The sequence below is a fragment of the Shinella zoogloeoides genome (genome assembly GCF_022682305.1).
GTDB lineage: Bacteria > Pseudomonadota > Alphaproteobacteria > Rhizobiales > Rhizobiaceae > Shinella > Shinella zoogloeoides_B.
The window spans coordinates 162,135-176,342 of record NZ_CP093529.1; the positions used below are offsets into that span (position 1 = coordinate 162,135).

Sequence of the window (14,208 nt, forward strand, 5' to 3'; positions counted from 1 at the left end):
GGCGAACAGGTCGGGCGGAGCAGGTCTGCAATGTGATTCGCCCCTCTAGGATGCGCCCGATGCGGCGGGGCATCAAGCAGAACGGGGCGGCGGCCGCTGCGGCGTTTTGGCCGGGGCGAGGAAAAAATCACTCTTCCGCCCGCGCAAACAGACTGGATTTTGGAAAAGTTTCATGCTTGCGGGTGGACAGTGCCGATCCTGCCAACGTATTGTCCGGATGAAGGAATCTCCAGCACGGACGGCGATATCGAAAGGCAGGGCGTTTGGCGGCACCAAGGCAACAGGATCGACTTTTTCGTCGGGCTTTCCGCCTTCTCTGCACCGCGCTGACCTGTCTTTTGCTGTTGATATCCACGCTCACGGCCCCGGTTGCGGCGAGCGCGGGGGCAAGGGCGCTGCGCCATGGCGTGCAGAAGGCTGCGGGATATCCAGCGGGCACGGTCGAGGCCGAATGCCGCAAGCGCATTACCGCTGCAAAGGCGATGCGGTCCTGGCTCGGACTTACCTGCCGGTTGATGCGAGCCGGAAGCGATTCCGCCGCGACGGCCTTGGTTCTGCCTTTGCGGTCCGGCAAGGGGGCGCCTGAAACGCGCGGGGCGCGTGCGCCTCCCTTGCATTTCGCCTGACGGCCGGTTCGATCGCTTGCGGTCGCGGCGGCCTTCCCGACGCTGCCGGTGCGCCGGCATAGGAGAAGCTCTGAGGTTCGAAAGCGATCGATCAAACGATGACGGGTGAACTGATTCTGGTCCTGCTGGTCTGCCTTCCCTTCGCGGGGAGCCTTGCCGCGACCGTCCTTCTGCGCACGGATTCCCGCGTTCTGGCGGCGCGCATGGCTGGCGGGGTGGCCTTTGCCTGTCTCGTCCTGACCGCAATGCTCTATCCTGCGGTGCGCAGCGGCGGCCGGGTGCGGCTCGATCTGGAATGGCTTCCGCAGCTTGGCCTCGACGTCACCCTTCGCATGGATGGTTTCGCCTGGCTCTTCGCCATGCTCGTCACCGGCATCGGCTGCCTCGTCGTGCTCTATGCGCGCTACTACATGTCGGAAGAGGATCCGGTTCCGCGCTTCTTCTCGTTCCTTCTCGCCTTCATGGGCTCGATGCTCGGCATCGTCCTGTCGGGCAACATCATCCTGCTCTCGGTGTTCTGGGAGCTGACCAGCATCTTCTCCTTCCTGCTGATCAGCTACTGGCACAACAATGCCGCAGCGCGCGACGGCGCGCGCATGGCGCTGACGATCACCGGCATCGGCGGCTTCTGCCTGCTCGCGGGGCTGCTCGTGCTCGGCCATATCGTCGGCAGCTACGACCTCGACGTGGTGCTGGCGGCCGGCGACAAGATCAAGGCGCATCCGCTCTATCTCACGGCGCTCGTGCTGATCCTCATCGGCGCGCTGACGAAGAGCGCGCAGGTGCCGTTCCACTTCTGGCTGCCGAACGCCATGGCCGCGCCGACGCCGGTTTCGGCCTATCTGCATTCCGCGACCATGGTGAAGGCCGGCGTCTTCCTGCTCGTGCGCTTCTGGCCGGCGCTTTCCGGCACCTATGAATGGTTCATGCTGGTCGGCATCGCCGGCATCAGCACGCTGCTGCTCGGCGCCTATTTCGCCATGTTCCAGCAGGACCTGAAGGGCCTGCTCGCCTATTCGACGATCAGCCATCTCGGCCTCATCACCACGCTGCTCAGCCTCGGCAGCCCGGTCGCGGCGGTGGCGGCGATCTTCCACATGATGAACCACGCCACCTTCAAGGCGTCGCTCTTCATGGCGGCCGGCATCATCGACCACGAGACCGGCACGCGCGACATGCGGCGATTGAGCGGCCTCTTCAAATACCTGCCGATCACCGGAACGCTCGCCATGGTGGCGAGCGCGGCGATGGCCGGCGTGCCGCTGCTGAACGGCTTCATCTCCAAGGAGATGTTCTTCGCCGAGGCGGTGGAGACCCATGCCGATTCCGTGCTCGACCGCATCCTGCCCTATGTCGCGACCCTCGCCGGCGCCTTCTCGGTCGCCTATTCGATCCGCTTCATCCACATGGTCTTCTTCGGCCCCCCGCCGACCGACCTGCCGAAGCCCAAGCCGCACGAACCGCCGCACTGGATGCGCTTCCCCATCGAGTTCCTCGTGCTCGCCTGCCTCGTCGTCGGCATCATCCCGAGCCTGTCCATCGGCCCGTTCCTGCACTCGGCCGTTCTGTCGGTGCTCGGCGAGCGCACGCCGGAATACAGTCTCGCCGTCTGGCATGGCATCAACACGCCGCTCATCATGAGCCTGATCGCGCTTGTCGGCGGCGCGGCGCTGTATTTCGTGCTGAAGGACTATCTGGCGAGGTGCGACGACGGCCCGCCGCTCTTCCGCCAACTCACCGGGCAGCGCATCTTTGAGCGCGTCCTCGTGACGGTGTCGTGGAAATGGGCGCGCTGGCTGGAAAGCAATCTCGGCACCCGCAGCCTTCAGCCGCAGCTGCGCCTCGTGGCCGCCGCCGGACTGCTCGTCGGCGTGGTTCCGCTCTATATCGCCGGTTTCTCGCCGAAGGCGCCGGTTCTGGGGGAGGTCGATCCGATCTTCGCCGTCATCTGGGGCATCGGCGCCTTCTGCGCGCTGGGTGCGGCCTATCAGGCGAAATATCACCGTCTCGCCGCGCTCGTCCTGCTCGGCGGTGCGGGCATCACGACCTGCATCACCTTCGTCTGGCTTTCCGCGCCGGATCTCGCCATCACGCAGCTCGTCGTGGAGATCGTCACGACCGTTCTGCTGCTGCTCGGCCTGCGCTGGCTGCCGAAGCGGTCGGAGAAGGTCGATAACGCCGTGACGCTCGCCGCGCGCAGCCGCCGCTTCCGCGACTTCCTTCTCGCGGTTTCCTGCGGCTTCGGCATGTTCCTGTTCTCCTACGCGATCATGAAGCAGCCGGTGCCGGACGCCATCGCCAGCTATTTCCTCGAAAAGGCCTATACGGAGGGCGGCGGACGCAACGTGGTCAATGTCATCCTCGTCGATTTCCGCGGCTTCGACACGATGGGCGAGATCGCGGTTCTCGCCATCGTGGCGCTGACGGTGTTCGCGCTGCTGCGCCGTTTCCGCCCCGCGCCCGACAGCATCGAGAAGCCGGAGCAGCAGCGTATCCAGAATGCCTATGACGCCGAGCGCCCCGAGCGCTCGGCAGGCGATACGGTGCGCGATTACCTGCTGGTTCCCTCGGTCATCATGCAGTGGATGTTCCCGGTCGTCATCACCTTCTCGATCTATCTCCTGCTGCGCGGCCACGACCTTCCGGGCGGCGGCTTCGCCGGCGGCGTCACCATGGCCATCGCCTTCCTGCTGCAATATCTGGCGGGCGGCGTGCGCTGGGCGGAGGACCGCATCCGCATCCTGCCGCTGCGCTGGATGGGCTTCGGCCTGCTGATGGCCGCGGCCACCGGCATGGGCGCGTGGGTCCTCGGCTATCCGTTCCTGACCACCTATTCGCAATATGTCGTGCTGCCCTTCATCGGCAAGGTGCCGGCCGCGACAGCGCTGTTCTTCGATATCGGCGTCTTCGCGCTCGTCGTCGGCGCGACGGTGCTCATCCTGATCGCGCTTGCGCACCAGTCCGTCCGTATGCACCGGGTCCGCAGCCTCGATGCCGGCAAGGCGGAGGAGGCCTGATGGAGTTCGTCCTTTCCCTCGGTATCGGCATCATGACCGGCTCCGGCGTCTGGCTCATCCTGCGTCCGCGCACCTACCAGGTCATCATCGGTCTTTCGCTGCTGTCCTATGCGGTCAATCTCTTCATCTTCGGCGTCGGCGGCGTGAAATCCAACGCCGCGCCACTGCTGGAGGACGGCGTGCCGATCTCGACCATGACCGATCCGGTGCCGCACGCGCTGGTGCTGACCGCCATCGTCATCGGCTTTGCGACGACGGCGCTCTTCCTCGTGGTCCTGCTCGCCGCGCGCGGCCTCACCGGCACGGACCATGTCGACGGCAGGGAGCAGCCGAAATGAGCGGCTGGCAGCACCACCTCATCATCGCGCCGATCCTGATCCCGCTTGCCGCGGGCGCGCTCCTCCTCTTCTTCGACGAGCGTGAGCGCGTGCTGAAGGCGATGATCAGCGTCGTCTCGTGCCTGGCGCTCGCGGCCGTCGCCTTCAGCCTCTTCCGGCTGGCGGCAAGAGACGGCTTCGACGGCGTCTATCTCCTCGGCAACTGGCCGGCGCCCTTCGGCATCGTGCTGGTCGTGGACCGGCTCTCGGCGCTGATGCTCGTCCTCGCCTCGATCCTCGCCATCCCGACGCTGGTCTATGCGCTGGCCCGCTGGCATACGGCGGGTGCGCATTTCCATTCGCTGTTCCAGTTCCTGTTGATGGGCCTCAACGGCGCTTTCCTGACGGGCGACCTCTTCAACCTCTTCGTCTTCTTCGAGGTGATGCTGGCTGCGTCCTATGGCCTCCTGATGCACGGCTCCGGCTCCATGCGCGTCAAGGCGGGACTGCACTATATCGCGGTCAACCTTGCCGCCGCGCTCTGCTTCCTGATCGGCGTCAGCGCGATCTACGGCTCGGCCGGTACGCTCAACATGGCGGATCTTGCCCTGCGCATCGGCGAGATCGAGGGCGAGCGGCGCATGCTGCTGGAGGCGGGCGCCGGCATCCTCGGCGTCGTCTTCCTCATCAAGGCCGGCATGTGGCCATTGAACTTCTGGCTGCCGGGAGCCTACAGCGCCGCCACGGCCCCGGTCGCCGGCATCTTCGCGATCATGAGCAAGGTCGGCATCTATGTCATCCTGCGCCTGTCGCTGCTGGTCTTCGGGCAGGGCGCATCCGCCGGCCTCGGCCTCAACGTGCTGCTTTACGGCGGCATGGCGACGATCGCCTTCGGCACCATCGGCGTGCTCGCCTCGCAGGCGCTGGGGCGGCTCGCGAGCTATTCCGTGCTCGTCTCCTCGGGAACGCTGCTCGCCGTGCTCGGCCTCAACAACGGCGTGGTGACGGCCGGCGCGCTCTTCTACATGGTCAGCTCCACCCTCACCATCGCCGCCTTCTTCCTGCTCATCGAGCTTGTCGAGCGCGGGCAGGATGCCGGCGCCTCGGTTCTCGCGGTGACGATGGAAGCCTATGGCGATGCGGACGAGGAGGAGGAGGAGGTCGAGGTCGGCGTCACCATGCCGGGGACGATCGCGGTGCTCGGCATCTGCTTCGCGGCCTGCGGCATCCTGCTGTCCGGCCTGCCGCCGCTTTCCGGCTTCGTCGCCAAGTTCGCCATGCTCACCGGCATGATCGGCACGAATGTCGCAGGCGAGGGACCGATCCCCGCCTCCGTCTGGTGGATCGTCGGCCTGCTCATCCTGTCGGGCCTTGCCGCGCTCATCTCGATGACCCGTGCCGGCATCCGCACCTTCTGGGCCTCGATGGAAGGCACCGTGCCGCGCGTGCTCGTGATGGAGATGGCCCCGGTCATGCTGCTGATCGCGCTGACGCTGGCGCTCGCCATCCAGGCTGGTCCCGCCATGCGCTACATGGAAAAGACGGTGCAGACCTTGCAGCAACCGGCCGCCTATATCGACGCGGTGATCAATGCGCGGCGTGCAGGCGTTACCGAGGCCGGCGGGCCGGATGGCGGGGGAGGGATCTGACATGCTGCCCTATCCGCTGCTCAGCGCCTCGCTCGTCCTCATGTGGCTCGCCCTCAACGGCTTCACGCTCGGCCACCTCATCCTCGGCTGCATCGTCTCGGTCTTCGCCTCCTGGGGCGTGGCGGCGCTGCGGCCGGCCAAGCCGCGCCTGCGGAAATGGTATCTGCTGCCAAGGCTCCTCGGCATCGTGCTCTACGATATCGTGCGCTCGAACATCGCCGTCGCCTCGATCCTCGTCAGGGGCCGCAGGGCAAGCTTCAAGTCCGGCTTCATGACGGTCCCGCTCGACCTCCAGGACCCGACGGCGCTCGCGGTGCTGTCCGTTATCGTCACGAGCACGCCCGGCACGGCCTGGCTCGAATACAATTCGCTGAGCAGGACGGTGCTGATCCACGTGCTCGACCTCGTCGAGGAGGAGGAATGGCGCGCCCTGATCAAGGGGCGCTACGAGGCGCTGCTGATGGAGATTTTCGAATGAGCCACACGATCCTCGTCTGGTCCGTCACTTTTTCCCAGGGCTGCCTCGCGCTCGCCATGGTGCTTGCGGCCCTGCGCATGTCTCGCGGCCCGCGCGCGCAGGACCGCGTTCTGGCGCTCGATACGCTCTATGCCTGCTCCATGCTGATGATGATGGTGTTCGGCATCCGCACCGGCAAGGACCTCTATTTCGAGGCTTCGCTGGTCATCGGCATGCTCGGCTTCGTGGCGACGGTGGCGCTCGCGAAGTTCCTGATGCGCGGGGAGGTGATCGAATGAGCATGATGGACCACGCGAAAGACCTGCCGGCCTGGGCCGCCATCGCCGTTTCCGCCTTCCTCGTGATCGGCTCCGTCCTTACGCTCATCGGCGCGATCGGCTTTGCCCGCCTGCCGACCTTCTACGAGCGCATCCATGCCCCGACGCTCGGCACGAGCTGGGGAACGGGCGGCATCGTCATGGCCTCGATGATCTTCTTCACGGTGCTCGGCACGCGGCCTGTCGTGCATGAAATCCTCGTCGGCATCTTCGTCACCGTCACCACACCCGTTACGCTGATGCTGCTCGCCCGCGCCGCGCTCCATCGCGACCGGGCGGAGGGCAATCCGCAGGTGCCTGCGGAGGCGCCCGTCGAGCCGCCGGCGGACGAGGGACTGCCTGCCCCGGGGGAATGATCCCCGCGCAATTCTTCGGAAAATTTTTGTAGCGGTCCGACACGCTCGCAATCCGCCCCGCAGGCGGATTCGAGATGGCCTGAAACGGGATTTGTCGAAGGTTTCTGGTCCGCTCCAAAGACATTGTTAACCTTCATTTTCTAACCATCTACGCATCCCTATCGGCAATGATCGTCGAGATTTCAGGTTCATGCGTATTTCCAGAACAAACTTCTATCCCGTCCTCGAAGCCGAAGGAGAGAATGACGAGCAGGTCTCGTATTCCTCCCATGAAAACAGCGGCTTGATCGAGCAGGCTCCGCACGCGGAAGCCTGGTATGCCGAAGACCAGCCCGCAGCCAACGATGACGAGGACTATCGTCCCCGTTTCCGTTCGCCCGCCCTGCGCAGCTACGATCCCGGCCAATATGCCGACGGTAGCTGGGAGAGCCATTTCTACATGGCGCCGAATGTCCGCTTCACGCGCACGCCGGACAAGATCGCGGCCAAGATCGAGGAAGCTGCTGCCGAGGAACTGGCGCGGCTCGAACCTGCCGTCGAGCAGCCGGCCATGCTGCCCCCCGTCCAGATGCAGCCGACGCCCCAGCCGCCGCAGCTCCCGCCGCAATCCCAGCCGGTGCAGCCTTCCCATGCCGAGCTGCTGCAGCGCTTGCGCGAAGCGCTCGACGATCGTCGCCGCCGCTTCGAGGAGCAGCAGGCGTCGGTTGCGGCGCAGCCCGTCGATCCGGTGCCACAATTCGTCCAGGCGGTCGTGTCGGCTGCGACGAACAGCGTGCCTGCCGATGCCGATGTCGTCTTCAAGCCCGCTCCGGCATTCCTGACCGCGCCGAAGCCTGTTCCCGCCATGCCTGTCGCTCCCGTCGCGCCGCCTGCCGTGAAAGCGGACGTGCGCGAGGCGATCCGCCGCTTCGCCCATCTCTCCGACCATGCCTTCTTCGAGACGCTGGCGCCGGAGGAGATTGTCGCCGACGTGCCGGCCCGGCCCGCGGTCACCGTCGTGCGGATGCCGCTTCCTGTCGCTGCGCCCGTCGCCGTCGCGGCTCCCGTTCCTGCGCCCGAAAAGCGCGAGGAGCCGTCTTCCATCGCCGCGCTCTTCCGGGTCGTCGAGTGCCGCCCGGCCGTTATGCGCCCGGTGCCCGTCGCAACGGCGGTTATGCTCCCCGAAGTGAAGCCGGAACCCGTTGCCGCTGTCGCGATCCCGGCCGTCGAAACGGTTGCCGACGTCATTCCGGCCGTCGAGGACATCAAGCCGGTCCCCGTTGCCGTCACCCCGCCCGCCGTCGTCGAGCCTGTCCGTGAAACGCCTTCGTCGGTTCTGTCGCGCGCCCGGCCGTTCCAGGTCACCCTTGCGACGCCCACCGCCGACACCTACGAATATCCGCCGCGCGATCTCCTGCAGGAGCCGCCGCGCACCGTCGGCTTCGTGCTGACGCAGGAGCAGCTGGAGCAGAATGCCGGCCTGCTCGAAAGCGTGCTGGAAGATTTCGGCGTTCGCGGCGAGATCATCCATGTCCGCCCCGGCCCCGTCGTCACGCTCTACGAATTCGAGCCGGCGCCGGGCGTGAAGTCCTCCCGCGTCATCGGCCTTGCCGACGATATCGCCCGCTCCATGTCGGCGCTCTCGGCGCGTGTCGCCGTCGTGCCCGGCCGCAACGTCATCGGCATCGAACTGCCGAACGCCACCCGTGAGACCGTCTATTTCCGTGAGATGATCGACTCGCCGGACTTCGCCAAGACCGGCTTCAAGCTGCCGATCTGCCTCGGCAAGACCATCGGCGGCGAGCCCGTCATCGCGGAACTCGCGAAGATGCCGCACCTGCTCGTCGCCGGCACCACCGGTTCGGGCAAGTCCGTCGCCATCAACACGATGATCCTGTCGCTGCTCTACCGGTTCCGCCCGGAAGAATGCCGCCTGATCATGGTCGATCCCAAGATGCTGGAACTGTCGATCTACGACGGTATCCCGCATCTCCTGACCCCCGTCGTCACCGATCCCAAGAAGGCCGTCATGGCGCTGAAATGGGCGGTGCGCGAGATGGAGGACCGTTACAGGAAGATGTCGCGCCTCGGCGTTCGCAATATCGACGGCTACAACAACCGCGTTGCTGTCGCCCGCGACAAGGGCGAGTCCATCTCGATCAGCGTCCAGACCGGCTTCGACAAGGGAACCGGCGAGGCGATCAACGAGGAGCAGGAACTCTCCCTCGAGCCGATGCCCTATATCGTCGTCATCGTCGACGAGATGGCCGACCTGATGATGGTCGCCGGCAAGGAGATCGAAGGGGCGATCCAGCGTCTCGCCCAGATGGCCCGCGCCGCCGGCATCCACCTGATCATGGCGACGCAGCGTCCGTCCGTCGATGTCATCACCGGCACGATCAAGGCGAACTTCCCGACGCGCATCTCCTTCCAGGTGACGTCGAAGATCGACAGCCGCACCATTCTCGGCGAACAGGGTGCCGAACAGCTCCTCGGTCAGGGCGACATGTTGCACATGGCCGGCGGCGGGCGCATCTCGCGCGTCCACGGCCCGTTCGTTTCCGACGAGGAAGTCGAGAAGGTCGTGCTGCACCTGAAGGCCCAGGGCCGTCCGGAATATCTGGAGACGGTGACGGCGGACGAAGAGGAAGAAGAGGACGAGAAGCCGGCTGCCGGCGGTGCGGTCTTCGACAAGGGCGACATCGCCTCCGAAGACGGCGACGACCTCTACGAGAAGGCCGTCAAGGTCGTCATGCGCGACCGCAAGTGCTCGACCTCCTATATCCAGCGCCGTCTTGCCGTCGGCTACAACCGCGCCGCATCCCTCGTCGAGCGCATGGAGAAGGAGGGCCTCGTCGGCCCCGCCAACCATGTCGGCAAACGCGAGATCATCACCGGTGAGCGTGGCGGCTTCCAGCCGCCGGAAGCGGACGACGCGGAATAACACCTGATCCCGGCCGTTGATGGTTCCGCGGCCGGGGCGCGCAATAGTCCTATTTATCTGAATCCGAATGGATTTTCGCAATCCGGCCTGCACCTGCGGGCCGGATTTTTACCGTTTCCGCAAGAAATTTATTTCCGCCGCTCCATTTAATCGATTTGGCCTTTGATGGGGTCTTTCAGGCCTGTTGCATATGGCGGACGATGAGTGAATAGTGCCGCCAACCCTAAGAAATCTGCATCCAAGGAGGACAGGAATGGCATTGATCACCATGCGGCAATTGCTCGATCACGCAGCGGAGAACGACTACGCACTGCCCGCATTCAACGTCAACAACCTGGAATATATCCAGGCGGTCATGCGCGCGGCGGATGCCACGGACTCCCCGGTGATCCTGCAGGCGAGCCGCGGTGCGCGCTCCTATGCCGGCGATGCCTTCCTGCGTCACCTTATCCTCGGCGCGGCCGAGGAGTATCCGCATATCCCGATCTGCCTGCATCTCGACCACGGCGACCAGCCCTCCACCTGCATCTCGGCCATCACCAACGGCTTCACCTCCGTCATGATGGACGGTTCGCTGCTCGCCGACGGCAAGACCGTTGCCAGCTACGAGTACAATGTCGATGTGACCGCCGAAGTCGTGAAGATCGCGCATGCGGCCGGCGTTTCGGTCGAGGGTGAGCTTGGATGCCTCGGCAACCTGGAAACGGGCGCGGGCGACAAGGAGGACGGCCACGGCTTCGAGGGCAAGCTCTCCCGCGAGGAACTGCTGACCGACCCGGACCAGGCGCTCGACTTCGTTTCCAAGACGGGCGTCGACGCGCTCGCCGTCGCCATCGGCACCAGCCACGGCGCCTACAAGTTCACCCGCGCGCCGGACGGCGACATCCTGTCGATCGACACGATCGCCAGGATCAACAAGAAGCTGCCGAACACCCATCTCGTCATGCACGGCTCGTCCTCTGTTCCGCAGGATCTGCAGGATCTCTTCACCACCTATGGCGGCGAGATGAAGCAGACCTGGGGCGTGCCGGTCGCCGAAATCCAGAAGGCGATCCCGCTCGGCGTGCGCAAGGTCAATATCGACACGGACCTGCGCCTTGCCATGACCGGCACGATCCGCAAGAACTTCAAGGAAAAGCCGGACAATTTCGACCCGCGCAACTACCTCAAGCCGGCGACCGCCCGCATGATGGAAGTCTGCAAGGAACGCTTCGAGGCTTTCCGCACCGCCGGCAAGGCCTCCAGCATCCGCGTCAAGCGCCTGCCCGACATGGCGAAGTTCTACGCTACGAAGTAAGCCGCTTCCGGCTCATCCTGACACCCTCCCGGTCTTCCGCCGGGAGGGTTTTGTTTTTTGCGCCGCATGCCCGCACGAATCCGTTGCGGGCGGACGAGCCTGCCCGTAAAAGATTGCGACCCATACGGAAGCGGAATGCCGCGATGCGCGGCCGGTGCGAGGACGACATGAGCGTGGAACAGGCCCTGACGATCGCTGACCTCAAGAAGCAGGCGCGCCGTCGCGTGCCGAAGATGTTCTTCGATTATGCCGATTCCGGCGCCTGGACCGAAGGTACCTATCGCGCCAACGAGGAGGACTTCCATAAGGTCAAGCTCCGCCAGCGCGTGCTTGTCGATATGACCGACCGATCGCTGGAAAGCGAGATGATCGGCGAGAAGGTCTCCATGCCCGTGGCGCTCGCGCCGACCGGCCTCACCGGCATGCAGCATGCCGACGGCGAGATGCTCGCCGCGCAGGCGGCCGAGGCGTTCGGCGTGCCCTTCACGCTCTCCACCATGAGCATCTGCTCCATCGAGGATGTGCGTTCCGTCACCACGAAGCCCTTCTGGTTCCAGCTCTACGTGATGCAGGACAAGGACTTCGTCCATAACCTCATCGACCGCGCCAAGGCGGCCGGCTGCTCGGCCCTCGTGCTGACACTCGACCTGCAGATCCTCGGCCAGCGCCATAAGGATTTGCGCAACGGCCTTTCCGCTCCGCCGCGCTTCACCCCGAAGCATGTGTGGCAGATGGCGACGCGGCCCTTCTGGTGCCTCGACATGCTGGGCACCAAGCGCCGCACCTTCGGCAACATCGTCGGCCACGCCAAGGGCGTCACGGATCTCTCGTCGCTCTCCTCCTGGACCTCGGAACAGTTCGACCCGCAGCTTTCGTGGAAGGACATCGAGTGGATCCGCGACCGCTGGGGCGGCAAGCTCATCCTCAAGGGCATCCTCGACGAGGAGGATGCGCGCATGTCGCTCGGCAGCGGGGCGGATGCGATCATCGTCTCCAACCACGGCGGTCGCCAGCTCGACGGCGCGGCCTCCTCGATCAGCATGCTGCCGCGCATCGTCGATGCGGTGGGCGACAGGATGGAAGTGCATCTGGACGGCGGCATTCGCTCGGGCCAGGACGTGCTGAAGGCGATCTGCTACGGCGCCAAGGGCACCTATATCGGACGTCCTTTCCTCTACGGCCTCGGTGCGGGTGGCAAGGCAGGCGTGCACCGCGCGCTGGAGATCATCCGCAAGGAACTCGACGTCACCATGGCGCTGTGCGGCGAACGCGACCTGAAGAACCTCTCGCGCGACAACCTGCACAAGGACGTTTAGGCGGGCCGGCGCGGTTTACGCCGCCGGGGTTCCGGCGGCGGCCAGCAGGATCGCCAGTCCGAGATGGGTCAGGTGATGCAGGCTCTGGTCCGCGCCGAAGAGCCACCAGAAACCGGCCTGCCGGGGCGTTACCCGCATGCGCCGGGCGGCAAGGCTCTTCAGCCGGTCGATGAGGCCGTGCAAGATGGCGTCGGCAAGGCCCAGCCAGGCGAGCGGCGGCGCGACGGCGAGAAAAAGCGCGGCGGTCATCGCGCCATGCACGCCGGCATGGGCGGCAAGCGGCGGCAGCCAGCCCCGCGGTTTCTCCTTGCCCGCCGCCATCCAGTCCGTCTGGAAGAGGAAATCGGCAAGGAAGTGCTTGGCGAGGAACGCCGCCGAGGCGGCGGCGATCCACAGGGTTGAAATTTGGTCCGGTATGTCGATCATTGCGCTCCCGTACCGATAGGCCGGATCGTCAGTTGCCGCCCGCCTCGATGATGCCCTTCGTCAGGCTGCCCGTCGCCGGATAGAGCGGGATCAGGCAGGCCTGCAGCGCATGATAGATGTCGCCCTTGCCGGCGAACAGGGTGTAGCTCGGCGCAAGGTCCTCGGTCAGTTCTTCATGCCAGCCGCCGCGATCCTGGTCGAGGAAGTGGCGGGAGATCGTGTCCCAGATGGTGCGATACCAGGTTTCGTGGAAATCGTCCGGCATATGCTCGCAGAGGAATGCGGCCGCGCCGGCGCCTTCGGCGATCGGCCACCAGAACTTGTAGCGCTTGGCCGGCTCGTCATTCCAATCGAGCGTATAGAAGAAGCCGCCCTTCTCCTTGTCCCAGCCGAGCGTGACGGACTGGGCGAAGAGCGCTCTCGCGGCCTCCGGCATCCAGGCGTGCTTCCTGCCGCCGAGCGCGTAGAGCTGGAGGATGAGGCGCGCCCATTCCAGCCAGTGGCCGGGAGTGGTGCCGGCCGGGCGGAACATCTCGTGGCCGCTATAGTCCTTGTCCAGAACCCAGTTTTCGTCGAAATGCTCGGGCACGCGGAAGCCGTTTTCGCCCGCGCGGCGGCGGATGAGGAGGTCGGCGATGCTTTCGGCCTTGTCGAGATAGCTTCTCTCGCCCGTCGCCTCGAAGGCGGCCATCAGAGCCTCGGTGAGATGCATGTTGGAATTCTGGCCGCGATAGCCGGGAACCGGAGTCCAGTCCGCCTCGAATTCCTCCGCGATGGCCCCGTGTTCGCGCTCCCAGAAGCGCTCTTCCAGGATCTGCGTGATGTCGGCGATCATGCGGTCGGCGTCCGGATGGCCGGCGACCTTGGCGCTGGAGGCGGCGAGCAGCACGAAGGCATGGCCGTAGCCCTGCTTGCTCGTGTCGAGCAGGCCGGAATTGTCGAGCGACCAGTGGTAGCCGCCGCGCTCGTGATCGCGGTGCTTTTCCCAGAGATACTTCATGCCGTGGTCGACGATCGCGTCCGAACCGGGACGGCCGAGCAGGCTGCCGATGGCGAAGCAATGCACCATGCGGGCCGTGGAATGGATGCCGCGCACCGGATTGCCGGGATTGATCGGCCGGCCCTCCGCGTCGAGCTCATGGAAACCGCCGAGCGGATTGAAGGCCCGGTTCTGGAAGAAGTCGAACAGGCGGTTCGCTTCCCGCCAGAGCCATTGACGGTGGTAGTCGCGCTTGCGCCAGGCCGTGCCGAGCTGTCCCGTTTCGCCCATGATGCGTTCTCCTTCTTCTCGGTCCGCATAGTCTTTTCCGGTGCCGGGGCATGCCTGAACGCGGGCGGGGAGCGCCGTGGCGTGGGGATCACGCACGGCCTGCAACGCTCGCGATGACGGCTGGCCTCGACAGATGGGGAGGGTTTTATGACCCAGAAAGAAGTGCATCGCAACCCGCGGGCCGTACGGTTCGGCCGGCCGGCGGCGGGAACGCGA

Annotated in this window: 11 protein-coding genes; 9 read left to right on the top strand and 2 right to left on the bottom strand. The window is 65.4% G+C overall.

Annotated features, from left to right (window positions below; genetic code table 11):
- Positions 1–724: 724 nt before the first annotated feature.
- The 9 genes from MOE34_RS22220 (at position 725) to MOE34_RS22260 (ending at position 12,296) form a co-directional block, all read left to right on the top strand.
- Positions 725–3,643 (top strand): monovalent cation/H+ antiporter subunit A, encoded by a 2,919-nt coding sequence (locus MOE34_RS22220; protein ID WP_242224810.1) that lies wholly within the window; start codon positions 725–727, stop codon positions 3,641–3,643.
- Positions 3,643–3,981 carry a Na+/H+ antiporter subunit C gene (locus MOE34_RS22225; protein ID WP_242224811.1) on the top strand — a complete coding sequence of 113 codons (339 nt, stop codon included), beginning with the start codon at positions 3,643–3,645 and terminating at the stop codon, positions 3,979–3,981. Before MOE34_RS22220 ends, MOE34_RS22225 begins: the two co-directional genes overlap by 1 nt.
- Positions 3,978–5,609: a monovalent cation/H+ antiporter subunit D gene (locus MOE34_RS22230; protein WP_242224812.1), complete on the top strand. Its 1,632-nt coding sequence runs from the start codon at positions 3,978–3,980 to the stop codon at positions 5,607–5,609. Before MOE34_RS22225 ends, MOE34_RS22230 begins: the two co-directional genes overlap by 4 nt.
- Position 5,610: 1 nt before the next feature.
- A complete protein-coding gene (locus MOE34_RS22235) occupies positions 5,611–6,087 on the top strand; it encodes a Na+/H+ antiporter subunit E (protein ID WP_242224814.1) in 477 nt (158 codons plus the stop codon).
- Positions 6,084–6,365 (top strand): K+/H+ antiporter subunit F, encoded by a 282-nt coding sequence (locus tag MOE34_RS22240; RefSeq protein WP_242224816.1) that lies wholly within the window; start codon positions 6,084–6,086, stop codon positions 6,363–6,365. The genes MOE34_RS22235 and MOE34_RS22240 overlap by 4 nt, the downstream gene beginning before the upstream one ends.
- 2 nt (positions 6,366–6,367) lie before the next feature.
- Entirely contained in the window at positions 6,368–6,760 is a 393-nt protein-coding gene (mnhG, locus tag MOE34_RS22245; protein WP_431522463.1) for a monovalent cation/H(+) antiporter subunit G, read from the top strand.
- 190 nt (positions 6,761–6,950) lie between these two features.
- Positions 6,951–9,683 carry a DNA translocase FtsK gene (locus MOE34_RS22250; protein WP_242224818.1) on the top strand — a complete coding sequence of 911 codons (2,733 nt, stop codon included), beginning with the start codon at positions 6,951–6,953 and terminating at the stop codon, positions 9,681–9,683.
- Between the two features lie 253 nt (positions 9,684–9,936).
- Positions 9,937–10,980 carry a class II fructose-bisphosphate aldolase gene (gene fba, locus MOE34_RS22255; protein ID WP_242224821.1) on the top strand — a complete coding sequence of 348 codons (1,044 nt, stop codon included), beginning with the start codon at positions 9,937–9,939 and terminating at the stop codon, positions 10,978–10,980.
- Positions 10,981–11,153: 173 nt separating this feature from the next.
- Positions 11,154–12,296 (top strand): alpha-hydroxy acid oxidase, encoded by a 1,143-nt coding sequence (locus tag MOE34_RS22260; RefSeq protein ID WP_277955670.1) that lies wholly within the window; start codon positions 11,154–11,156, stop codon positions 12,294–12,296.
- Positions 12,297–12,311: 15 nt separating this feature from the next.
- On the opposite strand, the gene MOE34_RS22265 is transcribed toward MOE34_RS22260, so the two are convergent.
- A complete protein-coding gene (locus MOE34_RS22265; protein WP_242224825.1) occupies positions 12,312–12,722 on the bottom strand; it encodes a DUF3307 domain-containing protein in 411 nt (136 codons plus the stop codon).
- 28 nt (positions 12,723–12,750) lie between these two features.
- Complete coding sequence (locus MOE34_RS22270; protein ID WP_242224826.1) at positions 12,751–13,992, bottom strand: AGE family epimerase/isomerase; 1,242 nt, start codon at positions 13,990–13,992, stop codon at positions 12,751–12,753.
- Positions 13,993–14,208: the final 216 nt, after the last annotated feature.

Bases quoted from the DNA above. Each gene is read 5' to 3' on its own strand.
- MOE34_RS22220 (WP_242224810.1), top strand. From the start codon at position 725: ATGACGGGTGAACTGATTCTGGTCCTGCTGGTCTGCCTTCCCTTCGCG.
- MOE34_RS22225 (WP_242224811.1), top strand. From the start codon at position 3,643: ATGGAGTTCGTCCTTTCCCTCGGTATCGGCATCATGACCGGCTCCGGC.
- MOE34_RS22230 (WP_242224812.1), top strand. From the start codon at position 3,978: ATGAGCGGCTGGCAGCACCACCTCATCATCGCGCCGATCCTGATCCCG.
- MOE34_RS22235 (WP_242224814.1), top strand. From the start codon at position 5,611: ATGCTGCCCTATCCGCTGCTCAGCGCCTCGCTCGTCCTCATGTGGCTC.
- MOE34_RS22240 (WP_242224816.1), top strand. From the start codon at position 6,084: ATGAGCCACACGATCCTCGTCTGGTCCGTCACTTTTTCCCAGGGCTGC.
- mnhG (WP_431522463.1), top strand. From the start codon at position 6,368: ATGATGGACCACGCGAAAGACCTGCCGGCCTGGGCCGCCATCGCCGTT.
- MOE34_RS22250 (WP_242224818.1), top strand. From the start codon at position 6,951: ATGCGTATTTCCAGAACAAACTTCTATCCCGTCCTCGAAGCCGAAGGA.
- fba (WP_242224821.1), top strand. From the start codon at position 9,937: ATGGCATTGATCACCATGCGGCAATTGCTCGATCACGCAGCGGAGAAC.
- MOE34_RS22265 (WP_242224825.1), bottom strand. From the start codon at position 12,722: ATGATCGACATACCGGACCAAATTTCAACCCTGTGGATCGCCGCCGCC.
- MOE34_RS22270 (WP_242224826.1), bottom strand. From the start codon at position 13,992: ATGGGCGAAACGGGACAGCTCGGCACGGCCTGGCGCAAGCGCGACTAC.